We start from the raw sequence: 23273 nt of genomic DNA, 5'->3' as shown, positions 1-23273 counted from the left end.
CGTAGCCCGGGTGGGCTCCGCGGCCGAGCTGGCCGCGGCGGTCCTCATGATGCTGGGCTACCCCGGCCTCATGGCGGCCGCGCTCGTCCCGAGCGCCCCCGCCTTCGCCGTCGCGGCCGCCGTGACCTACCTGGCGGACCTCTACCTCCACCGCAAGGGCAGTCGCCTCATCGGCCTCCTGTCCAAGGTGCGGGCAGGTTTGTCCACCCGGTTCCTGGTCCGCGAGCTACTGCTGATCCTGCTGCTGGCGAGACTGGACCTCTCCCAGGAGCCGGTCTTCTACGCGGCGATCGCGTGCTTCACGGTGTTCTTCGGTCTCCAGGCCCCGCACGGCGCGCTGGTCACCCTCATCGGCAAGCGCCGTCAGATGCCGGTCGTGACCAGGAACGTCGACGTGGCCTCCCGGCTGCGCATACCGGACGCCCCGCCCCGCCTGCTGCTGCGCCGTGCCACCGTGAAGATGCTCCACCTCGACCTCGCGGCCGTCGTGGGCCTGCTCGTCTGCGCGCTCACCGACTCGGTGGGCCCGGGCTTCGCCGGCATCGCCGTCACGCTCGGCCTGGGCGCGGTGTACGTCCTCGCTCTGGTGCCGCACCTGCGGGCGAAGCGGCTCCCGCCGAAGGCGCCCAAGGTACTGGGCACGGTCAGCGCCTGGCTGCGCGAGTACCGGCCGGAGACGGTGCTGTACTTCTCCGGCTCCGACGACTCCGCCTACCAGGTCAACATGTGGCTGGAGACCATGGAGCAGATGGAGGCCCGGCCCCTGATCCTGCTGCGCGAGCGCGTCATCCTGGAGAAGATGGCGCCCACCTCCGTACCGGTCATCTGCGTGCCCGGGGGGGTGCACCTGATGAACCTGGACCTGTCCATGGTGCGGGTCGCGTTGTACTGCGCGAACGTCGGCAAGAACATCCACCTGCTGCGCGTGCCGACCATGAAGCACGTCTTCATCGGCCACGGCGACAGCGACAAGGCCGCCAGCGTCAACCCGTTCAGCAAGGTCTACGACGAGGTGTGGACCGCCGGCCGCGCGGGCCGCGACCGGTACGCCATCGCCGACGTCGGCATCCGCGACGAGGACATCGTCGAGGTCGGCCGCCCTCAGCTGGCACCGATCAAGGCCGCGCAGGACGCCCCGCCGCAGGACAGGATCCCCACGGTCCTGTACGCGCCCACCTGGGAGGGCTGGGACGACAACCCGGGCAACACCTCGCTCATCCTGGCCGGCGAGAACATCGTCAAGAAGCTGGTCGCGGCCGAGCCCCCGGTCCGTGTCCTGTACAAGCCGCACCCCTTCACCGGCAACCGCAGCGCGAAGGCGGGCGCCGCGCACCGGCGGGTCATCGCCCTGATCAAGAAGGCCGCCGCCCAGCGCGCGGCCGACCCCCGCTTCACCGCGGACCCGGCGGCCCAGGCGAAGGCCAAGGCCGAGCTGACCCGTCTCAAGGCCCGCCTGGACGGCCTCTCGCTGGCCTTCGACGAGCGGGCCGACGAGGCCGTGACGAGCCGCGACGGGATCGTCGACGTCCGCAAGCACGAGGAGGCCGCCCGGCTGCGCGCCGAGTGGAACGAGACCTACTGGCGCTCGTTCCCCTCCTTCGAGCACCGGGTGATCACCGGCGCCGGACCCCGGCTGTACGACTGCTTCAACGCCTCCGAGGCGATGGTCTCCGACATCTCCAGCGTGGTCTCCGACTTCATCGCGAGCGGCAAGCCGTACGCGGTCACGGACTCCGCGGAGCTGGGCGCGGAGGAGTTCAGGCGGCAGAACACCGCGGTGCGCGCGGCCGTGCTCCTCAGCAACAGCGCCGCCGAACTGGACCAGCTGCTGGACGCGGTGCGCGACCCGGACGCCGATCCGTTGGCCAAGGACCGCAAGGAGCTCAAGGAGTACCTGCTCGGGCCCGACGAGCCCACGTCCCTCGAACGGTTCGACACCGCGATCACCGACCTCGCGCTGAAGGCCGAGGCACGCAATGTCGGCCAGGAGTCCCACGGTGCCGCGGAGGTCGGCCCGGTGGACGGCCCGCCGGACGACGAGGCGGAACTGACCAAGGGTGTAACGGCCGCTTGACGGACGTGTTTCCCAAGGCTGGGCCCCCGGAGAATCCTCTCCGGGGGCCCAGCCTTTCGTGCATGCTGTGATGTGGAACACGTAGGGAAGCCGAGGCAACCCTCTCTGTTCATCCGTCGTCTATCGGATGTCCAGAGCATTCATGAGGGGGACCGTTGCGTGGTGAGAGGGAACAGTGACCGTTGCGCAGCCTGACGTCACGGTGGTCATCGGGGCGTACGAAGCGATGCCGTACCTGGTCGAATGCCTGGCATCGGTCGAGGCACAGACGCTGGACCCGGCACGCATCGAGGTCATAGCCGTCGACGACGGCTCCCGGGACGGCACCGGGGACTATCTGGAGGAGTTCGCCGCCCGCGCTCCCATGGACGTCACGGTGATCCGCCAGGAGAACTCCGGCGGCCCGAGCGGCCCGCGCAACGTCGGCCTCTCCAAGGCCACCGGGCGCTACGTCTTCTTCCTCGACGCGGACGACCGGCTCGGCGCCGAGGCCCTGGAGCGCATGGTCGCCATGGCCGACGCCAACGGCACGGACGTCGTCCTCGGCAGGATCGAAGGCGTCAACCGCAACGCGCCCAAGTCGATGTTCGGCAAGAACGTCGGGCGTACGGACGTGTTCTCCTCCAACATCAAGTTCACGCTGAGCGCGCAGAAGCTGTTCCGCCGCGAGCTGCTGACCCGGCACGACATGCGTTTCGACGAGTCCCTGTGGACCGGCGAGGACGCGCTGTTCACCATGGAGGCCTATCTGCGGGCCGACGGCGTCTCCGTGGTCGCCGACTACACCTGCTACTACCTGGTGGGCCGGACCGACGGCAAGCATGTGACGAAGAGCGGCAGCTACACGCTGCGCTTCGACTCCGCGCGCGCCCTGATGGGTCTGCTGGAACGACTGCTCCCGCCCGGCGCCAAGCGTGACGTGCTCATGGTCCGCCCGTTCCTGGTCACCGTGCTGCCGCAGTTCGGGCCCGTCTTTCTCAGGAACGACGAGGAGATCCGGCGCACCAAGCTGGAGCTGGCCAAGCCGCTCATGGACGCCTACTGGAACGAGGGCGTGGCGCAACGCCTCAACGTCCACGAGCGGCTGCGTCTGGAGCTGGTCGCCCGGCAGCGCCCCGACCTCCTCGTGGACGTCCTGGAGTTCATCCAGGCCAAGACCGAGCCGACCCCCGTCCTGAAGAAGCGCAACACCCAGCTCTACCTCGCCTACCCGCACTACGGCTCCGGGCAGGCGGGCATCCCCGACCGCGTCTACCTCGCCGAACCCCGCGAGGCCAAGGCCTACCCCGGCTGGCGCAAGGACCCCACCGAAACCTTCCTACGAGGCTTCACCCGCAAGGTCCGCCGAAGGCTCCGCAGACTCCGCCGACGGACGATGAGGCCCGGGGGCACCGCGGCGGTGTGAGGTGGACCGGCGGGGTGGCTGGTCCCGCCTGGTCCCGCCTGGCCCGGTCCCGCCTGGCCAGGCGCGTTGCCGATGGGCCGGGCGGTCTACTTGCTCGGCTTCAGGGCGCGGCGCAGGGGACCGCCCACCGCGCGCCTGGCGCGACGGTAGATCGACGGCGCCGGGATGACCGCGGTGGCCTTCCCACCGGTCCGGGTCTTCGACAGTTCGTGCTTCAGCTGCGCGTTGTGGGTGTCCAGCTCGACGATGCGCTGTTGCAGCCAGCCGAAGCGGCTCGTGAGGGAGGCGGGGTCCGCGTTGTTCCAGGGCCGGACGCCCGCCGGGAAGGACAGCGAGCGCAGCTTCTTCTCGAAGGCCTCACCGCCGTCGCCGTGGGTGAAGGTGTTCCGCAGCCCGTTCCTGTCCAGGAACGCGGTGAACCGGTCGAAGCGCTCCTTGTGGTTGCCGGTGAGGGCGGAGAAGTCGGACTCCTCGTACAGGTCGGCCGGGTCGAGGTCCGCGGGCACCTCGCTCAGCAGCCGGTGCGGGATCTCGAAATAGCGGCACAGCTCCAGCGTGCGTGAGTCGAAGGCCAGCACGGTCGCGGGCGTACCCGCCAGGAGCGCGGCGATGCTGCCGTGGATGCGCGAGCCGAACGAGTAGTCGAAGTCCCGCAGGTCGTCGATCCAGGTGACCGGGTCGATGTAGACCCGCGCCTTGTCCTCCCGGTACATCGGGTGGTCGGGGTGGGTCGGCATCTCGGTGATCCGGCCGGCCGCGGAGTCGACGTCCCGCCAGTGCAGCTGCCTGGCGTCGGTGAGGTTCTGGCCTATGTAGAGCAGGTTCGGGTAGCGCTCGTGGGCGCGGTCGACGACCTTGTGCAGACCGCCGCCACGCATCGCGGTGTGCGAGCCGTTGACGCTGATCCGCGACTGAGCCGTCAGCTCCGTCGTCTTCTTCTCCACGGGCAGCTGGTCGCCCCACATGAACATCGAGGGGCAGCCGATGACCTCGACATCCCGGAAGCCCATGTCGTTGAGGTACTTCTCGGTGAACTCGCCCCGTACGCCGATGGAGGCGCTGTGCTCCAGCACCGCCGAGCAGAAGGCGCGCACGGTGGGCTCCATGGGCTTCAGCCGCGCCGGGTCGTAGGTCACGCCGGTCTGCGCGCCGACGCCCATCACCACGACCGGGATCCGCAGCTTCCCGATGAGCGTGGTCAGCCGCTGGAGGGACTGTTCGAAGTTCGGCCGGAAGGCGTTGGCGAGGGGCACCACGAAGGCGTCGTACTCCTCGTTGATCCGCGCCGCCGCCTTCACATCGGTCCGCACGCCGTTCGAGAAGACCTCGGTGTCCGGCAGGGTGAGGATCTTGTGTGCGGCGTCACTGAAGATCAGGTTGCCGGTGTTGGTGGCCATCACGTCGCGGTGGAGGGCTTCCTCGACGGGGACGACGTCGAAGGGGCTCTTCCCCGATCGGAGGAGTATGCGCTTCACAGGGCGAACTGTAGGTGACACAAACTTCAAAATAAATTCGTGTTCTCTTCATTCTTTCTGTGGAACCGGTACGACCTTTTTGCCGTACGCAAAGCGTGAGCGAACGGTTACGACGCGACCACTGTCCGCGAAGTGAAACCCCCGCGCGGCCTCCGCCCCCGTTCGCGTAGATTGCCAGGCGGGCAGCCGTGGACCTATGCAAGGGGCGAAGAACAAGGTGGCAGGGGCAAGGCAGGCCGTGGGCGAGGCCCGCAGGATCGTCGTCAAGGTCGGCTCCTCGTCGCTGACCACCGCCTCCGGCGGGCTCGACGCCGACCGGGTCGACGCGCTCGTCGATGTCCTCGCCAAGAGCCGCAGCGGGGGAGAGAAGGAGATCGTCCTCGTCTCCTCCGGTGCCATCGCCGCCGGCCTCGCCCCGCTGGGTCTGCGCCGCCGCCCCAAGGACCTGGCCCGCCAGCAGGCCGCCGCGAGCGTCGGCCAGGGCCTGCTCGTGGCCCGCTACACCGCCTCCTTCGCCCGCTACGGCGTCCGTGTCGGCCAGGTGCTGCTGACCAGCGACGACATGAGCCGGCGTGCTCACCACCGCAACGCCTCCCGCACCCTGGACAAGCTGCTCGCGATGGGTGCGTTCCCGATCGTGAACGAGAACGATACCGTGGCCACCGACGAGATCCGCTTCGGCGACAACGACCGGCTCGCCGCCCTCGTCGCCCACCTCGTCCACGCCGACCTGCTGGTCCTGTTGTCGGACGTCGACGGCGTCTACGACGGCGACCCCAGCAAGCCGGGCACCTCGCGGATCGCCGAGGTACGGGGCCCCGCGGATCTCGCGCACGTCGAGATCGGCAGCGCGGGCAAGGCGGGCGTCGGCACCGGCGGCATGGTCACCAAGGTCGAGGCCGCCCGGATCGCGGCCGCCGCGGGCATCCCCGTGGTCCTCACCAGCGCCGTCCATGCGGCCGACGCCTTCACCGGCGGGGACACCGGCACCTACTTCCATTCCACCGGCAAACGCTCCGCCGACCGGCTGCTGTGGCTCCAGCACGCGTCCACCCCGCAGGGGTCGCTGACCCTGGACGACGGGGCCGTGCGGGCGATCGTCGAGCGGCGCACCTCGCTGCTGCCGGCCGGGATCGCCGCTGTCGAGGGCGAGTTCAGCGCGGGCGACCCCGTCGAACTGCGTGACACCCGGGGCCGCGCGGTGGCTCGTGGCCTCGTCAACTTCGACGCCAAGGAGATTCCGCAGCTGCTCGGGCGGTCGACCCGGGATCTGGCGCGGGAGCTGGGCGCGGAGTACGAGCGCGAGGTCGTCCACCGGGACGACCTGGTGATCCTGCACCCGTAAACGCGCTCGAACGGTCCGTACCGGTGGGGGACGTTCCGTGAAACCGCCCCACGGAGCCGTGCGGCCTGCTCAACTTTGTCTCAGGGACAGGCTGCGGGAGTCCGGCGGGACGACCGCGGGACACATTCCGCACGAGCGCTGCGTAAAGGAGGCCGTCGTGAGACGAGTGCGCCCTGGGGTGGCAGCGGCCCGTGGGAGTACCGGCGGGACCGGTTCGACGTCGTCGGCGTCCTCGCGTACGGCAGCGGGGACGGCGGGCTCGTCGGCGTCGCGTACGGCCGGGCCGGCGTCGTCACGCGCGGCGGGTTCGTCGGCGTCGCGTGCGCCCGGCGAGGAGCGTGCCCTGACCAGCGTGGCGGCCGGTGAGCGGTACCGGGCCCAGGAGGCGGCCGACGCGAAGGGCGGGCAGCAGCCCGTGGAGGTCGCCCGGCTGTGGCACGTCACCCTGAGCGTCTCCGGCGAGGAGGCACCGCCGAACGAGGTCCGGCGCGCTCTCGAACAGCTCGCCCACGACCATCCCTTCCTCCTGACCAGCAGATACGCGGGCGACCACGCCGAGATCCGGTACTGGGAGGAGGCCCGCGACCTGCATGACGCGGCCGCCGTCGCCCTGCGCCTGTGGGGCGAGCACCGCCAGACCGCAGGGTTGCCGCCCTGGGAGATCGTCGGCCTGGAGGTCATCGACCGCCAGACCTACCATCAGCGCATCGCGGAGGGCTACGGCCCGGCACTGGCGCCCCCTGTCGGGGTTCACCCCTATTGACACTTTTCGTCACCGTGTCGCGGGACGGGGCTCGGGACCGTCTCAGGGGCATCTCGGGTCCGCCTCGGGAGTGTCTCGGGGGCGTCTCGGGGGGTGGAACGAAGGGTGGACGGGCCCGCGAGGCGCACTACCCTTCCCGTATGACCACGCTTTCGCCGTACGACTCCATGTCCCCGGTCACCCGCGCCGCCTACCGCGCCAAGGCGGCCGCCGCCGACCTCGCGCCGCTGCCCCGGGCCGCCAAGGACGACGCGCTCCTCGCCATCGCGGACGCGCTGGAGGTCCGCACGAGTGAGATCGTCGAGGCCAACGCCAAGGACATCGCCAAGGCCCGCGAGGCCGGTACCAGCGAGGGGATCGTCGACCGGCTGACCCTCACCCCGGAGCGGGTGCGGGCCATCGCCTCCGACGTCCGGGACGTCGTCGCGCTGCCCGACCCGGTCGGCGAGGTCGTCCGCGGTTCCACCCTGCCCAACGGCATCGACCTGCGCCAGGTCCGCGTCCCGCTCGGCGTCGTCGGCATCATCTACGAGGCCCGCCCGAACGTCACCGTGGACGCGGCCGCCCTCTGCCTGAAGTCCGGCAACGCGGTCCTGCTGCGCGGCTCGTCCTCCGCCTACGAGTCGAACACCGCCCTCGTCCGGGTGATCCGCGACGCCGTCGGCGGCGCGGGGCTGCCCGCCGACGCCGTACAGCTGGTGCCCGGCGAGGGCCGCGACAGCGTGCGCGAGCTGATGCGCTCCCGCGGACTGGTCGACGTCCTCATCCCGCGCGGTGGCGCCTCGCTCATCCGGACCGTCGTCACGGAGTCCACCGTCCCGGTCATCGAGACCGGCACCGGCAACTGCCATGTGTACGTCGATGCCCACGCCGACCTCGACATGGCGATCGACATCCTGATCAACTCCAAGGCGCAGCGGCCGAGTGTCTGCAACGCCGCCGAGACCCTCCTGGTCCACCAGGACATCGCCCCCGAGTTCCTGCCCCGCGCCCTCGACGCCCTCGCGGAGGCGGGCGTGACCGTGCACGCCGACGAGCGCGTGCTCGCCTACGCCAAGGATTCCAAGGCGACCGTGGTCGAGGCCACGCCCGAGGACTGGGAGACCGAGTACCTCTCCTACGACATCGCCGCCGCCGTCGTCGACTCGCTGGACAAGGCCGTCGAGCACATCCGGCTGTGGACCTCCGGTCACACCGAGGCGATCGTCACCACCTCGCAGCAGGCCGCCCGCCGCTTCACCCAGTTGGTCGACTCCACCACGGTGGCCGTGAACGCCTCCACCCGCTTCACGGACGGCGGCCAGTTCGGCTTCGGCGCGGAGATCGGCATCTCCACCCAGAAGCTGCACGCCCGGGGCCCGATGGGCCTGCCGGAGCTGACCAGCACCAAGTACATCGTCACGGGCGACGGCCACGTACGGCGCTGATCCTTCATCGCTGATCGACTGATCGACTGCTCGGTCGGCCGTGCGCGTGTGTCGACCGCTGTCGTGACAGGCGTCTCATCCGGCGGATGAATTTCCATACCGTCTGCCCAAATTGACCCCCCAGGTCTACTCTGGATTCGTGCCGGAGGACGTGGGGGGCATGCCGTTCCCTGACGGCTGGGAGCCCGACGACGACCACGACCGCGGGGTATCGGACGAAGAGTTCGCCTCCGTGGTCTTCGACGAGGCCTTCGTACAGGCGGCCGTGGTGCACGAGCCGACCGCCGTCGAGCGCCTCCTGGCCGCCGCGGAGGCGAGAGCCGAGGCCTCCGAGGCCGAGGCCCGCAGGGCCCGCGCCCGCGGCGACCGCTACGACGACGCCTACGGCTCCGACGGACCCGGCGATTTCGGCCATGATCCGGACCTCGACGACCTGGACGGCGCCGACCTCCTCGAAGGCCGCTACGGCGCCCCCGGGACCTACGGCAGGCAGGTCCGCTGGCATCGTCCCGTGGCCTGGATGCTCGCCGTGGTCATGGGTGTCGGCATGGTCGCGCTGGCCTTCGCGGCGGTCTACCGGGGCGCGTCCTCGGGCAGCCGCGACCAGGTGCCGCCGCCCGCGACGACCGGTCTGGAGCAGGGGAGCGTGCCACCTCCGTCGGCGTCCGCCGACTACTCCCAGCCACCCGTCTCAGCGGTACCGCGCACGCCCTGAACGTATGTGCGACGCAGGGCCGTGCGACGGCATTGTGTACGGGACCGAAGCTGGTGAGAACCTGTCAGAACTTGGCGTACAGCAGGGCGTTTACCTGAGGTCCCCGCGACCTACTCTGAAAGTATGGCCGGGCCTGGAGACCCACCGGAGGGGACACCCGAGGGCACTCCCGGAGGTGGAGAGGACGAGTACCGATCCGTCGTCTTCGACGAATCGTTCGTCCGCGCTGCCCGCCTCCAGGAGTACTCCGCACAGGAGCGCATGGCCGACCACGCGCCCGCCGTCCGCCGCCGCCCGCCCCTGCGGCGGGGCCTGTCCCGGCAGGCGCTGATGCTGGTCCTGCTGATCGCCATCGCCTTCGGCACCGCCGTCTACATGGGCGTACGCAACCCCTACCGGAGCCCGACGGCGCGCGGGCCCGTCGAGCCCCTGCGGATGACCGTCATCCCGCTCTCCCCGCAGGGCGTCGTGCCCGGGGCGGCCGACCCCGAGTCCCTGTTCGCGCGCAGTCCCGCCGCGCAGTTCCGCATCGGCGCCGACGGCATTCCGCTGCCCGCCTCGCGGCGCACCACGCACTTCTCCGACAGCCAGGTCGTCACCGCCCTGACCACGGCCAAGGACTACATCGTGCACTCCTCCCTCTACCCGGAGGTGCTCACCGGGCAGCAGGTGCGGCCCGTGCGCGCCCTGGTCGACGCCGACCAGCTCGACCAATTCGACGAGAGCTTCAGCCACCCGACCGCCGACGGCAGGCACGCGCCGACCGGCTGGCTGGTCCGCTTCGATCCCGCCCAGGCCCAGCTGGCCGACAACAGCATCCGCGTCCAGGGCACGCTGCAGGCCGCCGAGACCGACTCCTCGACCCTCGAGGTCACCGCCGACCACACCTTCGTGTACGCGCTACGGCCCACCGGCGCCGCCGCCACGACCCCGGCCTCCCTCTTCACCGTCCGCCGCGAGCTGCACTTCCGCTTCGACCGCGACGACCTGCGCACCCACCAGGTCCAGCTGATCGTGTCCTACGTCCAGGCCGGCCCGCTGTCCTGCGCCGAGGACTCCACGAACCACCTGCGCCCCCTGCTGGCCGGCCAGACCGCGAAAGCGGGCGGCCCGGCCGGCACGGACCCCTACGCAACGGGCGGCGCGACGTCCCTGTGCGGAGCCCTGGCGACGAGCGCCCAGCCGAGGGTGTGAGGCGCGGGTGCACTGAGCACTCCGGGTGGCGGCACAAGCCCCGGGCGACGCTGGAAACCCGGCACCGGCGTGGGTGTGGGGGCCGGGTGTGGGGCCGAGTGCGGGGGCCGGGTGTGGGCGCAGTCGCCTTCGGCCGGCTGTGGCAGGGCCCCGGTCCCGGACCCTGGCACGGATGACGGGGCCGGGCCCCGGGCCCGCGGCTGAGCTGCGGGAAGTGGCAGGCGCGCCGGGTGTGGGCTCAGTGGTGTTCGTGCGGCCGAGGCAAGGGGCCGGGCCCGGGCACCGGGGCGGTGGGCGGCAGGCCTGGCCCGGGTGGCCTGCTGGTGGCCCTAACGGGGCGGGCCTCCGCGCCCGGCCGGGACGTGGGTCGGGGCCGGTCGGGACAGGACCGGGGTCAGGCGGGACAGGACCGGGGCCGGGCGGCGGCCGGGGCCGGCGATCGCGGTGGGGGCGCCGGAGGAGCCGTCAGTTCTCGTCGTGGGGAGGGGGGTCCGTCGGGCCGTCCGAGCCGTTTCGTGGGGGCTGGCCGTCCGCCGGAGCCGGACCCGTGAAGCCGCCGAAGCCGCGCCGCACCCGGCCGCCCAGGTCGCCCGCCCCGCCCGCGATGTCGCTGACCAGCTTCATCAGCGGGTCCTTGGAACTCTTCACGCTGGTCGCATAGTGGGAGGCGGACTCGCGGAAGGAGTCCGTGACCGAGGTGTCCTTGTCCTCGCTGCGCCGCGGGTAGTGGCCGTCCATGATCCGCTGATAGTCGCGGGACTCGGCCCACTTCTTCAGCTCGGCCGCGCGCACGGTGGTGAAGGGGTGCGTGCGGGGCAGCACGTTGAGGATCTTCAGCACGGAGTCGCGCAGGTCGCCGCCGGCCTCGTACTCCTCGGCCTGCTGGAGGAAGGCGTCCACGTTCATCTCGTGCAGATGGTTGCCGCCGGCGATCTTCATCAGCCCGCGCATCGAGGCCTTCAGGTCCTGGCCGACGAGGAGACCCGCGCGGTCGGCGGACAGCTCCGACTTGCGGAACCACTCGCGCAGCGCGGTCACGATCGCCATGATCGCGAGGTTGCCCAGCGGGATCCAGGCGACCCGGATCGCCAGGTTGGTCAGGAACAGCAGGATCGTGCGGTACACGGCGTGCCCGGACAGGGCGTGGCCCACCTCGTGACCGATGACCGCCCGCATCTCCTCCTCGTCGAGCAGTTCGACGAGCCCGGTGGTGACCACGATGATCGGCTCGTCCAGACCGATGCACATCGCGTTGGGCTGAGGGTCCTGGTTGACGTACATCGGCGGGACCTTCTCCAGGTCCAGGATGTAACAGGCGTCCCGCAGCATGTCGTTGAGGTGCGTGAACTGCTGGTCGGAGACCCGCACCGAGTCGGACAGGAACAGCAGCCTGAGGCTTCGCTCGGGCAGCAGCCCGCTGAGCGCCTTGAAAACCGTGTCGAAGCCGCTCAGCTTGCGCAGCGCCACCAGGGCGGAGCGGTCGGCCGGGTGCTCGTACGCACGCGAGGAGATTCCGGGGAAGCGCCTGCGCTGCCTGCTCGGCACGTTCTCGTGGCCCGTGCCGTCGTTCTCGTGGCCGTCGTCGGACATGTCTTCCCCCATGTGCGTCTGTGTGGCCCTCTACCTGACCCTTTGCGGACCCTTGTGCGGCCCTTTGCGCCCCCGAAGCAGAGCCCAGCCTAGGCGGCGTTACCTTGGACGGGCACTACACCGAAGGAGTCCCCCGCCATGGAGCACCACCCCGCAGCCGCCTGGCTGACCGAAGCCGCCGGCGCCGCCCAGCAGCAGGGGGCGGGGAATCTGCTCCGCGTCGTACTGGTCGTGATGATCCTGGGCTGTGTGCTCACCGCGTGGTTCCTGCTGCGGGGCTACAAGCGGAAGGACGACTGAGCCGTCGGGAAGGTTCCCGATGGCGGAGTCGACGTGATCGCCGCCGAGCCGCCCGCTTACGATGGGCCGACGTCTTTATCCCGCCCTCCCCCACTCTCGACTTCGCTCGAGCGGGGGGACCTCATCGGATAGGTCCTGCCGAAGATGAGCCTTCACAGCACCGCTGCCCAGCTGGTCACCCTCGCCGCCGAGGGCGAGGAGCATGGTGGCAACCACGAGAGCCTCAGCCCGTACGTCACCGGCGGCAGCGCTTTCCTCATCCTGCTGCTTCTGCTCTGGATCACCACCCGCTTCAACCGCGACCGCTGAGACACCACGTGTTCACCGACGGGCAGTCCGGCATACCGGGGCGCTCCGGGCATCCTCCGGCCGGGGCTCCGGGGCCGGGCCGGTAGGGTCTGCACGCATGGGAGAGCAGGACATGCCTACCGGCCCGTCGAAGCCCGGCAAGCGCCGCCTCGGTGTCATGGGCGGGACGTTCGATCCGATCCACCACGGACACCTCGTGGCGGCCAGTGAGGTCGCCGCGCAGTTCCACCTGGACGAGGTCGTGTTCGTCCCGACCGGTCAGCCGTGGCAGAAGACCCACCGCAGTGTCTCCCCGGCCGAGGACCGCTACCTGATGACGGTCATCGCGACCGCCGAGAACCCGCAGTTCTCGGTCAGCCGCATCGACATCGACCGCGGCGGTCCCACCTACACCGCGGACACCCTGCGCGACCTGCGGGCCCTCAACCCCGACACCGACCTCTTCTTCATCACCGGTGCCGATGCCCTCGGCCAGATCCTGACGTGGCGTGACAGCGAGGAGCTGTTCTCCCTCGCGCACTTCATCGGGGTCACCCGGCCGGGCCATGTCCTGTCCGATCAGGGCCTTCCCGAGGGCGGTGTCTCGCTCGTCGAGGTCCCCGCGCTCGCCATCTCCTCCACGGACTGCCGTGCGAGAGTCGCCAAGGGTGACCCCGTCTGGTATCTGGTGCCCGACGGAGTCGTGCGCTACATCGACAAGCGCGAGCTGTACCGCGGCGAGTGAGCCGAGAGGGGCACCGGTGAACGACCGATACGACGCGGGGTACGGGGGCGACCAGTACGAACTCGTCGGCTACGACGAGTACGGGCAGCCCGTCTACCGGCAGGTCCCGTCCCAGCAGGTGCCGCGGCAGGCCTACGACCCGTACGGGCAGCAGGACCTGCCGACGCAACCGAACCAGGGGCAGGGGCAGGGCCGGCAGGGCTATGGCTATGACCCGTACGCCACGGGCGGGCAGCAGCCGCCCGCCTACGACGCGTACGACACCGGTCAGCAGCCGCCCGCCTACGACACCGGTCGGCAGGCCCCTGTCGGCTACGACCCCTATGGAACCGCGACCCAGTCCCCGTACGACCCCTACGGGCAGACCGCCACCAGCGGACAGCAGCCCCGGGTCGAGCATCCGCGTGTCGCCGAGCAGACCGCTTACATCCCGCAGCAGGCCCGTCCGGTCGAGAACGAGTTCGAGGCCGACGCCGAGTCCGACGATGCGGCGGCCGACGGGCGCGGTGCGTCCGGAAACCGCGGGGCGGCCCAACGGCAGTACCACACCGGGCAGTTCGCGTTCGTGGAAGAGCCTGACGGCGACTCCGAGGACGTCATCGACTGGCTGAACTTCACCGAGAACCGCACCGAGCGCCGCGAGGAGGCCAAGCGCCGCGCCCGCGGCCGCCTGGTCGCCCTCGTCGTGGTCCTGGCGGTGTTCGCGGTCGGCGGAGTGGGCTACCTCTGGTACGCCGGGAAACTGCCCGCCCTGTCGTCGTCCTCGGACTCCGACACCGGTACCACGACCGCCACCGCCGCCCAGAAGCGTGACGTGGTCGTCGTCCACCTGCACAACACCGCCGGGGGCGGCACCTCCACGGCGCTGCTCGTCGACAACGCCACCACCAAGCAGGCCACCACGGTCCTGCTGCCCAACTCCCTCGTCCTCACGGACGAGGACGGCAGCACGACGACTCTTGCCAAGTCCGTCGACGACGACGGCTCGGCCGGCACGCGCGACGCCCTGGACACCGTCCTCGGTACCCAGATCCAGGGCACCTGGCGCCTCGACACCCCCTACCTGCAGAACCTCGTCGACCTCGTCGGCAACATCGAGGTCGACACCGACACGGCCGTGCCCGCCCCCGCCGCCAAGAAGGGCGAGGCTCCGCTCGTCAACAAGGGGGAGGACCAGACCCTCAGCGGCAAGATGGCCGTCGCCTACGCCACCTACCGTGCCACGGGCGAGGCCCAGAACGCCCAGCTGGAGCGGTTCGGCCAGGTCATGCAGGGAGTGCTGCGCAAGGTGTCCTCCGACGCGCAGGGCGCCACCGTCACCGTCCAGACCCTGGCGCAGATCCTCGACCCCTCGCTGACCGACAAGGATCTCGGCGCCTTCCTCGCCAAGCTCGCCGACCTCGCCAAGGGCGGCGACTACAAGACCGCCCTGCTGCCCGTCCAGACCGACGGCACACTCAGCGCCGAGGCCAGCGCGAACGTCGTCAAGAACGTCCTCGGCGGCACCGCGAAGAGCCCCGACAAGGACGCTGCCGTCAGCGTCTCCGTCCAGAACGCCAGCGGCACCAAGGCCAACACCGAGGACGCGCGCGTAGTGCTCCTCAACGGCGGCTTCACCTTCCTGGACGCCGGCGCCCCGTCGAGCACGAAGGCCACCTCCCAGGTGCTCTACGCGGACGCCGCCGACAAGGAGAACGCCACCGAGGTCGCCAAGACCCTGGGCCTGGACGACGGCGCTGTGAAGAAGGGCACGGTCTCGGGGAACGCGGACGTGGCGGTCGTCCTGGGCGAGGACTACAAGCCTTCCTCGTCCGGGTGATCGGGGTCACCCGGGTGAAGAGGACCCGCGGGGGCCGGCCGGGAGCGGCTCCGCGCGGGTGATCTCTCCATCACGTGGGGTGCCGTCGGCGGTCCGTGAGACCCTTGAGGACAAGTGTCCGCCGACGGAAAGCCACGTAGTGACCGCCACCGACCGCTCCATCGAGCTCATCACCGCCGCCGCGCAGGCGGCCGCCGACAAGCTCGCGCACGACATCATCGCCTACGACGTCAGCGACGTGCTGTCGATCACGGACGCCTTCCTGCTGGCCTCCGCGCCCAACGACCGCCAGGTCAAGTCGATCGTCGACGAGATCGAGGAGCGCCTCCAGAAGGAGCTCGGCGCCAAGCCGGTACGCCGTGAGGGCGACCGCGACGCCCGCTGGATCCTGCTCGACTACGTCGACATCGTCGTCCACGTCCAGCACAGCGAGGAGCGTGTCTTCTACGCCCTCGAGCGGCTGTGGAAGGACTGCCCCGAACTGGAGCTGCCCGCCGACGCCAAGGCGACCCGAGGCAAGGCCCAGGAGCACGCCAAGCTGCAGGCCGAGGAGGACGAGGCCGCCGGGTTCGGGGAGCTGCGGTGAGTGCCCCCGGCGAAGCCGCGGCCGACCGCGGGCCGGGCCGTGGCCGCCGTGTCATCCTCTGGCGGCACGGCCAGACCGCCTGGAACGTGGAGCGCCGCTTCCAGGGCACGACGGATGTCGAACTGACCGAGACCGGCGTGGCCCAGGCCCGCCGGGCCGCCCGGCTGCTCGCCTCCCTCCAGCCCCACGCCATCGTCGCCTCGGACCTGTCGCGGGCCGCGAACACGGCCGCCGAGCTCGCCGCGCTCACCGGCCTGGAGGTGACCCACGACGAGGCCCTGCGCGAGACGTACGCGGGCGTCTGGCAGGGGCTGACGCACGACGAGATCATCGCCCGGCACGGCGAGGAGTACACCGCGTGGAAGCGCGGTGAGCCGGTCCGCCGTGGTGGCGGCGAGCTGGAGACCGAGGTCGCCGACCGCGCCGCCCCCGTGGTGCTGCGGTACGCCGAGAAACTGCCCGAGGACGGCACGCTCGTCGTCGTCAGCCACGGCGGCACCATTCGCACCACCATCGGCCGCCTCCTCGGCCTGGAGGCGCACAACTGGGAGAGCCTCGGCGGTCTCTCCAACTGCTGCTGGTCCGTCCTCGGCGAGGGTGCTCGGGGCTGGCGTCTGCTCGAGCACAACGCCGGCACCCTGCCGGAGCCGGTGCTCGGCGACGACGACTGACCGCCGTGGGCCGCCGGGACCCGGATTTCACTTTCCGGCAGGTCGCAGGCTAAAGTTCTTCTTGTTCGCCCCGCCGAGCGGGGCGAGACACCATGCGGTTCCGCCGCGTGGCACGAGGGGCTATAGCTCAGTTGGTAGAGCGCCTGCATGGCATGCAGGAGGTCAGGAGTTCAATTCTCCTTAGCTCCACAGATCGACTGGTCGGTTGGTCGACACTCTGTTGAGTTGTCAAAGATCGGTTGAGATCGGTTCGCGAAGATCCCGTCCCTCAGGGGGCGGGATTTTTTGTTGCCTCCTTCCGTAGCAGGGCCGCGCGCCGCGCCGTCTCCTCGTCGTTCGGTGTGTAGACCACGATCCGGCACTCCGGCATGCCGTTGATCGACAGCGACGTGGACGTCATCCGCAGCTCGCCCACTGCCGCGTGCCGGAAGACCTTCACGCGGCGGCCGGGCTCCGCCACGTCACCGGACTCCCACAGGCGCGCGAAGAGCGGGCTGGCCTGCGACAGCCTGCGTATGAAGTCCTCCCAGACGGGCTCACCGGCATGCAGTCCGTAAGCGGCCCGCAGGGTCGCCACCATCACCGGCAGCTCCTTGTCCCGGAACCTCAGCGGGCAGTCCTCCTCCCGCACCGTGAACAGCCGCCAGAGGGCGTTGTCCGGCCCTGGGGCGCAAGTCTCCACCGGAGTGATGAACAGGTCACGATAGACCGGGTTGGCGGCGAGGATGTCGTAACGCGAGTTGTAGACCACCGCCGGTCGGGGAGCCAGGGCGTCGATGATGCCCCGGATCTCCGGGCCCACGCTGTGCACCAGCGCCTCCGGCGTCGGCGCGTAGGGCACGTCCGCCAGGTGGTACAGGTGCTCGCGCTCCGGCGGGTCGAGCCGCAGCGTGCGCGCCACGGCGTCCAGGACCTGCGCGGAGGCGTTGATCGGCCGACCCTGCTCCAGCCACGTGTACCAGGTCACGCCCACGCCCGAGAGCTGGGCGACCTCCTCGCGCCGCAGCCCCGGCGTGCGGCGCCGCAGCCCCGGCGGCATCCCGACGTCCCCCGGTGTCACCCTGGCCCGCCTGCTGCGAAGGAAGGCCGCCAGCTCGGGCCGGCGCCGATGCGCCGCCCCCGGCTCCGTCGTACCCCCCGTTTCCGACCCCGTCCTCGTCCCCATCGTCACGTCCCCCATGGTCGATCCCCCACCCGTTCCCTGCCAGGTGCTGTCAGTACCAGCATCAGCGGGCTCTCGGCACCCGTACCGGATCCTCGTCACGCTCGACGGCATGACGACGACATCACGGACGGGGCCGGTCCCCGCGACCGTGCCACCCGCTTCAAGTCCTGCTGCCAGTAAAGACCCTGGCACTGACAATCGGCCTCGGCTGCTGCTGGCGGTCGTGCTCGCGGCCCAGTTCATGGCACTGCTCGACGTCTTCATCGTGAACGTCGCGGCCCCCACGATCGGTTCCGACCTCAACGCCTCCGGCGCCGACCTCCAACTGGTCGTCGCCGGCTACGCCATCACGTACTCCGTGCTGCTGATCACCGGCGCGCGCCTCGGCGACCGGTACGGGCACGGCCGCGTCCACCTCGTCGGGCTCGCGCTCTTCACGACCGCCTCGCTGGCCTGCGGGCTGGCCCAGGGCGGCACCGAGCTGATCGCGTTCCGGCTGGTGCAGGGCGCCGGCTCGGCGGTGATGATCCCGCAGGTGCTCAGCCTGATCCAGCGCACCTTCACCGGTGAGGCCCGGGTGCGGGCGCTGGGCGCCTACGCGGCGGTCCTGGCCGTCGGCGCGGCGGCCGGGCAGGTGGTGGGCGGGGTTCTGGTCAGCGCCGATCTGCTGGGCACCGGCTGGCGTCCGGTGTTCCTCGTGAACGTGCCGGTGGGGCTCGTCCTGCTGGCCGCCGGCAGGCGCGTCCTTCCGCGTGGCGGGGGAGCGGAAGGGGAAGCAGCGGGCGGAGGGGCGCGGAAAGGGGCGCACGGTCTGGACTGGCCCGGTCTCGTGCTCCTGGGCGCCGCCGTCTCGCTGGTCACGGTGCCGCTCGTGCTCGGGCAGGAGGAGGACTGGCCGGCGTGGTCCTGGGCGTCGCTGGCCGTGGGGGCGCTCGTGTTCGTCGCGTTCCGCCGTTACGAGGCCAGGCTGGCCCGGCGCGGCGGCGCCCCGCTGATCGCGCCCCGTGTGCTGCGCCACCCCGGGATGGGGCTCGCAGTCCTGCGCATCATGGCCGTCATGGCGGTCAACGGCGGCTTCCTGTTCGTGCTGACGCTGCATGTCCAGGGCGGCCTCGGCTACAGCGCGCTGCGCGCCGGCCTCACCTTCGCGCCGACCGCGGTCGTCTTCGGGGTGGTCGGACTTACCTGGCGCAGGTGGCCGGCCTCCTGGCAACGGGCCCTGGCCCCGGCCGGGTTCATGCTCACCGCGCTGTCCGTGGCCGGGGTGGGGCTGGCCTTCAAGGGCGGTGACGACGGGGGCGCGTGGCTGTACGTGGCGTACGCCGGCGTGGGAGTCGGACTCGCCCTCGCCTTCAGCCCGACGCTCACCGGGGCGTTGGCGGCGGTGCGGCCCGAGGACGCGGCGGACGCCAGCGGGCTGCTCGCCACGGTCACCCAGCTCGGGCAGCTGATCGGCGTCGCCGTCTTCGGCACGGTGTTCTTCAACCGGCTTGAGTCACTTGGGGCCCCGGAGGCGTATACCTCTTCGGAAGCGCTTCTCACATGCATGTTCGCGCTCGCTACGACAGCCGTCCTCGGTGCCGTGTCCGGACTGGTACTGAGGCGTCGCTGACCGTATTGGCCTGGCCGTGGCAGAATCAAACGGCCGGAAGGGGGCGCGACCCGACGGGAGGGAGTAGCGATGCCTGCGAGCATCCTCGGAGAGGTCGGTCACCTCTCCGAAGCGGCGTTGACACGGGACAAGGCCACCCGGCTCAGCTGCCCCTCCTGCGGTTCCGCCCATGTGGCCCAGGTTCTCGGCGACAACGGCGGGATTTCCTACGTGTGCACGGCCTGCGGCCACAGCTGGAGCTGATCGATGGGTGCACACAGGCGAAAGTGCGACTGGTGCGGTAGCGGCACCCCGATCGTCCGTGACATGGAGCCGGTCAACCCCGACTACCAGTACTGGTGCGAGGAATGCGCGCGGGCGTTGATCATAAAAGGCGACCCGATCGAGACGTACCGCGAGCTGGAGGGCGAGCCGATCTACGGGCGGCTCCTCGAGGAGCACTGCACGCTCAAGCGGTTCTATTCGTTCGTCACCGCTTGACCCCGCACATCACGCGACCTCGCATTCCGGGTGAAAACGGACAGGGTGGAATCGATTTGGTGGTCCACCCCCCGGACCGGTAATGTTGGCTTCGCCGCCGGGGAAACCGGGCGACACGGTCGATATGCGGCTCCGCCGCATGGCCACAAGGGGCTATAGCTCAGTTGGTAGAGCGCCTGCATGGCATGCAGGAGGTCAGGAGTTCAATTCTCCTTAGCTCCACAGCAGATCCCGCCGGATCGGATTCGATCCGGCGGGATCTTTTTGCGTTTCGGACATTCCGTCAGGACCGGCCGGGAGAAACTTGAGGGGCCGCCCGTTCTCGGGCGGCCCCTGTCGTCGTACCCGCTCAGCGTCCCAGGGCGCGGCGGCCGCGGCCCTGGGAGAGGACCGGGAGGTTGCGGGAGGGCGCCTGCGCGCGCGTGTCCTCCTCGATGCGCAGGGCCAGCGCCGGGCAGCGGCGCACCGCGCGTAGAGCCTTGGCCTCCGCGTACTGCGGTACCTTCGCCTGCGCCACCGTCGGGAAGCCGTCGGCGCCGAGCTGGAAGACCTCCGGGAGGATGTCGGCGCACAGGCCGTGCCCGCGGCACAGCGTCCAGTCGACGAAGATCTTCTGACGGCTTGAGCCGCTCTCCTCCGGCGCGCTGCCGCTCGTGATGCCCGCCGGGGCCATGCCCGCCTCGAAGAGCGGCAGAACGCCCTCCACGGGCCGTCCGCAGCCATTGCCGAGGACATGCGCCGCCAGGTCGTCGGTGAACGCCTTGATGGTCGACTCCAGAAACATCGCGGAGCCGTCCGGGTGCGAGCACGCACCGCGCCGCTTGACGTTCTTGGCGACCTGCTTGAGCGCCTCCAGGGCGGCCGGGCCACCGCCGTTGAGGATGTCCTCCATGCCGCGCGCGGCGGCCGGCAGACCGAGGTAGCAGGGACCGCACTGTCCGGCGCTCTCGTCGGCCAGCCATTGCGCCACGCGCAGCGACTCGCCCAGCGGGCAGGTCTCCTGGCTGATCGGCAGGATGGCGCCGGCGCCGAGCGCCCCGCCCACGGCGTCGAGGGAATTGCGGGAGACGATCGCCTCGTTGACCGTCGCCGCGTCGATCCACTTGCCGTGGTAACCCCCGGTCAGCACGCCCTGGGGCACCGGCGGGGCGCCGGCGAGCTGCAGGACATAACGCAGCGGCACGCCGGTGGGGACCTCGATCACCATCGGGCGGGCGACCGCGCCGGAGACCGTCAACATGACGGTGCCCGGCTCGTCGTACAGGCCGGTGTTGCCGTAGCGCTCCGGGCCGATGCGGGCGGCGATGGCCAGCTGGGCGAACGTCTCGGCGTTGGACAGCAGGGTGGGTGCGCCGCCGACGCCGTTCTGCGAGGCGCTGACCTTGCGGCCGGGCGGGATCGGCGGGCCGCCGTCGATCGAGCGGATCAGCGACGCGGCGGCACCGGTGACCATACGGATCGGGTTGCGCTGCACGAATGCCTTCAGCGCCGATCTACGGCCGTTGCTGAGCCCGCGTTCGGCGAGCGCGGCCTCCATGGAGCGCTGGGTCGATTCGCGGGTGACCCCCACCACGAGCGTGCGGGCACCCAGCGCCTCCGCGACCAGCAGCGCGCCGTCCAGGATGAGGTGCGGGGCACGGTTGATGAGCACCGTGTCCTTGCGGCAGGCCGGTTCGTCCTCACTTCCGTTGACGACGACGACCGGCCGTACGCCGCGCTTGATCGCCGCCTCGGCGACCGAGCGCAGCTTTTTGTGGAAGGGGAAGCCCGCGCCGCCGCGGCCCTTCAGGTTGATGTTCTCGGAGAGCTTCGCGAGCGCCTCTCCGCCCAGGGGCTCGAGCGGCCCATGCACCTTCAGGTGCATGGGCAGGTCGAGTCTCTCGACAAGGTCGAAGCCCGACGTGAGCTGCGGAAGGCCGACCACGCGGACTTCTGGGACGTCGGGCAGGGCCTCGTTCACCTATAGCCTCCGGAAGGCGTGTTCCAAGGTTCGCCCGAACCCGGTGCGTCGAACGACGCGCCGGGCGATGGTTCATTGGCGGGACCGCTGTTGTACGTGTCGTTCTGGTTGTACGTGCCGAAGGGGGGGTTCGTCTCACCGGTGTCGTACACGTCACGTCCGCCGTATCCGGCGGTGCCCGAATTGCCATAGACCGGGATGTTGAATCCCGTGTCCTGGAGGGGGTCGTAGACCGACGGGGGTGCCTCGCCGACCGGCGGCGGGGACGGGATCGGCCAGCTGCCAGAGGTGCTGCCGCCGTTGTCGACCTGCGGGATCGCCTCCGTGGCCTGCATGTCGAACGGCATGTTCATACGTGCCGTCTGGTCGGCCGCGAAGGGCTGCTGCTGGCCGCGCGGCGGTGTGTTGACGGCACGGTAGGCGGCCGCGAAGCCATTGGCGGGCTCCGGGGTGGCGGGCGTGTCGTACAGCGGCGACGACGGCGGGCTCATCCGGGTGGAGCTCGTCGTGTCGGTCAGCGGCGAACGGCCCGAACGGCCCTCGTAGCCGGGCAGTGCCGAGGAGCCGGTCTCCGTCACGCGCGCGCGTGACGCCTCCAGGCCGTCCATGGCCGAGCGGTCCTGCGTGCCCAGGAGCGCGGCGATCTGGTCGGCGACCTTGCGTTTGAACGGGCGCGGGGCGGCGCGCAGCGCGAGGGCGGCCATGACCCCGGCCAGGCACAGCTCGTACGACACCATGAAGAACGTCTTCGCCGGGCGGCCCGCGAACAGCCCGTGGATCAGGGCCGCGCACAGTGCCGGGTAGGCCAGCATGTGCATCGCGCGCCAGCGGGCGGCGACCTCGGCCGGTGCGGCGAACTGATTGCGCAGCGCGCCGGTGATACCGACGAAGATCATGAGCAGGGCGGCCAGGGAGCCGAGGCCGATGAGTCCGGCGCTGCCCTTGATGCCCAGGCTGAAGGGGATCAGCGCGGCGATCAGGACGGTGTGTTCCAGTGCCAGCTTGACGGTGATGTGCACCAGGAGGAACGCGATGGAGCCGACGGCGGTCACGCGGTGGATGCCCTGCGCGATGATCCGTTGACGCGTGTTGAGGATGAGCCGGTCCTGGGCCACGAGGCCCCAGATGACCGAGCAGGTCAGGCATACCAGCGACAGGACACCCGCACCGAAGTTGAGGAAGGCCTGGAGCTGGTCGCCGCCGACCAGCACGACCACGGGTATGAGGACCAGGACGACAGCCGACGCCACCCCATAAGCCGACCGACCGGGCTTGGGGAGCGAGCTGTTACTAGAACGAGGGTTCATGGGGGCAACTCCGAGCAGTTTCGGGAAAGCGGTCCCGCTGCCGAACTCTAAGTGGCTCCATACCGATCGGTACGAGGTTTGAGTTATTGCGTTGTTATGAAGCGACAATGTGGCTGTTGTAATGTCCTTTAATGGCTGTTACGCGAAGTAACCCTTGTCCTTGATTCAGTTCCGGCCCGCCCGTTCTGGTCGCAGCAACGTTGTCGCGACCATGCATACGTAAGCGCGTCGCGGCGTGCTCAAGGCCTGCGGTACCCTAACGTCATGCGTGCTGTACGCCTTCTGCTTAGCGAGCCGCGCTGATCAGTCCCGACCGCCGGTGAACGGACGGTTCGGAATCGGCGCGGCGTCC

General features: G+C 70.4%; 21 protein-coding genes and 2 tRNA genes. 18 read left to right on the top strand and 5 right to left on the bottom strand.

Features of this window, described 5'->3' with window-relative positions; all coding sequences use genetic code 11:
* The first annotated feature begins 10 nt into the window (after nt 1-10).
* Together OG289_RS17910 and OG289_RS17905 are read left to right on the top strand one after the other, a co-directional pair.
* Nucleotides 11-2074 carry a hypothetical protein gene (locus tag OG289_RS17910; protein ID WP_442819084.1) on the top strand — a complete coding sequence of 688 codons (2064 nt, stop codon included), beginning with the start codon at nt 11-13 and terminating at the stop codon, nt 2072-2074.
* A 175-nt stretch (nt 2075-2249) separates the two neighbouring features.
* The gene (locus OG289_RS17905) at nt 2250-3479 is read left to right on the top strand and encodes a glycosyltransferase family 2 protein (RefSeq protein ID WP_327315025.1); all 1230 of its coding nucleotides are present in this window, start codon (nt 2250-2252) and stop codon (nt 3477-3479) included.
* An 86-nt stretch (nt 3480-3565) separates the two neighbouring features.
* Here OG289_RS17905 and OG289_RS17900 read toward each other — a convergent pair whose 3' ends face one another.
* Nucleotides 3566-4954, bottom strand: coding sequence for a polysaccharide pyruvyl transferase family protein (locus OG289_RS17900; protein ID WP_327315024.1), 1389 nt, complete (start codon nt 4952-4954; stop codon nt 3566-3568).
* Nucleotides 4955-5150: 196 nt separating this feature from the next.
* Here OG289_RS17900 and proB point away from each other — a divergent pair, with 196 nt between their 5' ends.
* From proB to OG289_RS17875, 5 genes are all read left to right on the top strand, one after another.
* Nucleotides 5151-6299 carry a glutamate 5-kinase gene (gene proB / locus OG289_RS17895; RefSeq protein WP_442818915.1) on the top strand — a complete coding sequence of 383 codons (1149 nt, stop codon included), beginning with the start codon at nt 5151-5153 and terminating at the stop codon, nt 6297-6299.
* 157 nt (nt 6300-6456) lie between these two features.
* On the top strand, nt 6457-7062 hold the full coding sequence (locus tag OG289_RS17890; protein WP_327315022.1) for a hypothetical protein: 606 nt from the start codon (nt 6457-6459) through the stop codon (nt 7060-7062).
* Between the two features lie 140 nt (nt 7063-7202).
* Nucleotides 7203-8489, top strand: a complete 1287-nt coding sequence (locus OG289_RS17885) for a glutamate-5-semialdehyde dehydrogenase (protein ID WP_327315021.1) — start codon at nt 7203-7205, stop codon at nt 8487-8489.
* Between the two features lie 139 nt (nt 8490-8628).
* Nucleotides 8629-9204 (top strand): SCO2584 family spore wall biosynthesis protein, encoded by a 576-nt coding sequence (locus OG289_RS17880; protein WP_327315020.1) that lies wholly within the window; start codon nt 8629-8631, stop codon nt 9202-9204.
* Between the two features lie 123 nt (nt 9205-9327).
* On the top strand, nt 9328-10398 hold the full coding sequence (locus tag OG289_RS17875; protein ID WP_327315019.1) for an SCO2583 family membrane protein: 1071 nt from the start codon (nt 9328-9330) through the stop codon (nt 10396-10398).
* A 465-nt stretch (nt 10399-10863) separates the two neighbouring features.
* Here OG289_RS17875 and OG289_RS17870 read toward each other — a convergent pair whose 3' ends face one another.
* On the bottom strand, nt 10864-11988 hold the full coding sequence (locus OG289_RS17870; RefSeq protein ID WP_327320720.1) for a M48 family metallopeptidase: 1125 nt from the start codon (nt 11986-11988) through the stop codon (nt 10864-10866).
* 138 nt (nt 11989-12126) lie between these two features.
* On the opposite strand from OG289_RS17870, the gene OG289_RS17865 reads away from it, so the two are divergent.
* From OG289_RS17865 to OG289_RS17835, 7 genes are all read left to right on the top strand, one after another.
* Nucleotides 12127-12288, top strand: coding sequence for a hypothetical protein (locus OG289_RS17865; RefSeq protein WP_020127786.1), 162 nt, complete (start codon nt 12127-12129; stop codon nt 12286-12288).
* A gap of 144 nt (nt 12289-12432) precedes the next feature.
* Nucleotides 12433-12597, top strand: a complete 165-nt coding sequence (locus OG289_RS17860; protein WP_327315018.1) for a hypothetical protein — start codon at nt 12433-12435, stop codon at nt 12595-12597.
* A 97-nt stretch (nt 12598-12694) separates the two neighbouring features.
* Nucleotides 12695-13321, top strand: coding sequence for a nicotinate-nucleotide adenylyltransferase (nadD, locus tag OG289_RS17855; RefSeq protein ID WP_327315017.1), 627 nt, complete (start codon nt 12695-12697; stop codon nt 13319-13321).
* A gap of 16 nt (nt 13322-13337) precedes the next feature.
* Entirely contained in the window at nt 13338-15140 is a 1803-nt protein-coding gene (locus OG289_RS17850; RefSeq protein WP_327315016.1) for an LCP family protein, read from the top strand.
* Nucleotides 15141-15279: 139 nt separating this feature from the next.
* Complete coding sequence (rsfS, locus tag OG289_RS17845; protein WP_319336687.1) at nt 15280-15726, top strand: ribosome silencing factor; 447 nt, start codon at nt 15280-15282, stop codon at nt 15724-15726.
* Complete coding sequence (locus tag OG289_RS17840; protein ID WP_327315013.1) at nt 15723-16397, top strand: histidine phosphatase family protein; 675 nt, start codon at nt 15723-15725, stop codon at nt 16395-16397. Before rsfS ends, OG289_RS17840 begins: the two co-directional genes overlap by 4 nt.
* Before the next feature lie 116 nt (nt 16398-16513).
* Nucleotides 16514-16586: transfer RNA gene (locus OG289_RS17835), tRNA-Ala, on the top strand.
* Between the two features lie 79 nt (nt 16587-16665).
* Here OG289_RS17835 and OG289_RS17830 read toward each other — a convergent pair.
* Nucleotides 16666-17577, bottom strand: a complete 912-nt coding sequence (locus OG289_RS17830; protein WP_442818914.1) for a helix-turn-helix transcriptional regulator — start codon at nt 17575-17577, stop codon at nt 16666-16668.
* A 208-nt stretch (nt 17578-17785) separates the two neighbouring features.
* On the opposite strand from OG289_RS17830, the gene OG289_RS17825 reads away from it, so the two are divergent.
* From OG289_RS17825 to OG289_RS17810, 4 genes are all read left to right on the top strand, one after another.
* Nucleotides 17786-19174 (top strand): MFS transporter, encoded by a 1389-nt coding sequence (locus OG289_RS17825; RefSeq protein ID WP_327315012.1) that lies wholly within the window; start codon nt 17786-17788, stop codon nt 19172-19174.
* Between the two features lie 69 nt (nt 19175-19243).
* The gene (locus OG289_RS17820) at nt 19244-19417 is read left to right on the top strand and encodes a hypothetical protein (RefSeq protein WP_327315011.1); all 174 of its coding nucleotides are present in this window, start codon (nt 19244-19246) and stop codon (nt 19415-19417) included.
* A 3-nt stretch (nt 19418-19420) separates the two neighbouring features.
* Nucleotides 19421-19654: a hypothetical protein gene (locus OG289_RS17815; RefSeq protein ID WP_003976229.1), complete on the top strand. Its 234-nt coding sequence runs from the start codon at nt 19421-19423 to the stop codon at nt 19652-19654.
* A 149-nt stretch (nt 19655-19803) separates the two neighbouring features.
* Nucleotides 19804-19876 (top strand) — tRNA-Ala (locus OG289_RS17810).
* A 127-nt stretch (nt 19877-20003) separates the two neighbouring features.
* Here the strand turns inward: OG289_RS17810 and OG289_RS17805 are convergent.
* On the bottom strand, nt 20004-21614 hold the full coding sequence (locus tag OG289_RS17805; RefSeq protein WP_079662328.1) for an NADH-quinone oxidoreductase subunit NuoF family protein: 1611 nt from the start codon (nt 21612-21614) through the stop codon (nt 20004-20006).
* A complete protein-coding gene (locus tag OG289_RS17800; RefSeq protein ID WP_327315010.1) occupies nt 21611-22921 on the bottom strand; it encodes a cytochrome b/b6 domain-containing protein in 1311 nt (436 codons plus the stop codon). The genes OG289_RS17805 and OG289_RS17800 overlap by 4 nt, the downstream gene beginning before the upstream one ends.
* Nucleotides 22922-23273: the final 352 nt, after the last annotated feature.

It is taken from the genome of Streptomyces sp. NBC_01235 (genome assembly GCF_035989285.1).
Classification (GTDB): domain Bacteria; phylum Actinomycetota; class Actinomycetes; order Streptomycetales; family Streptomycetaceae; genus Streptomyces.
The sequence above is the reverse complement of the archived record's forward strand: the minus strand, read 5'-3'. Positions and strand labels throughout refer to the sequence as shown.

Bases quoted from the DNA above. Each gene is read 5' to 3' on its own strand.
- proB (WP_442818915.1), top strand. From the start codon at position 5,151: ATGCAAGGGGCGAAGAACAAGGTGGCAGGGGCAAGGCAGGCCGTGGGC.
- OG289_RS17885 (WP_327315021.1), top strand. From the start codon at position 7,203: ATGACCACGCTTTCGCCGTACGACTCCATGTCCCCGGTCACCCGCGCC.
- OG289_RS17875 (WP_327315019.1), top strand. From the start codon at position 9,328: ATGGCCGGGCCTGGAGACCCACCGGAGGGGACACCCGAGGGCACTCCC.
- OG289_RS17870 (WP_327320720.1), bottom strand. From the start codon at position 11,988: ATGTCCGACGACGGCCACGAGAACGACGGCACGGGCCACGAGAACGTG.
- OG289_RS17865 (WP_020127786.1), top strand. From the start codon at position 12,127: ATGGAGCACCACCCCGCAGCCGCCTGGCTGACCGAAGCCGCCGGCGCC.
- OG289_RS17860 (WP_327315018.1), top strand. From the start codon at position 12,433: ATGAGCCTTCACAGCACCGCTGCCCAGCTGGTCACCCTCGCCGCCGAG.
- nadD (WP_327315017.1), top strand. From the start codon at position 12,695: ATGGGAGAGCAGGACATGCCTACCGGCCCGTCGAAGCCCGGCAAGCGC.
- OG289_RS17830 (WP_442818914.1), bottom strand. From the start codon at position 17,577: ATGGGGGACGTGACGATGGGGACGAGGACGGGGTCGGAAACGGGGGGT.
- OG289_RS17820 (WP_327315011.1), top strand. From the start codon at position 19,244: ATGCCTGCGAGCATCCTCGGAGAGGTCGGTCACCTCTCCGAAGCGGCG.
- OG289_RS17815 (WP_003976229.1), top strand. From the start codon at position 19,421: ATGGGTGCACACAGGCGAAAGTGCGACTGGTGCGGTAGCGGCACCCCG.
- OG289_RS17800 (WP_327315010.1), bottom strand. From the start codon at position 22,921: ATGAACCCTCGTTCTAGTAACAGCTCGCTCCCCAAGCCCGGTCGGTCG.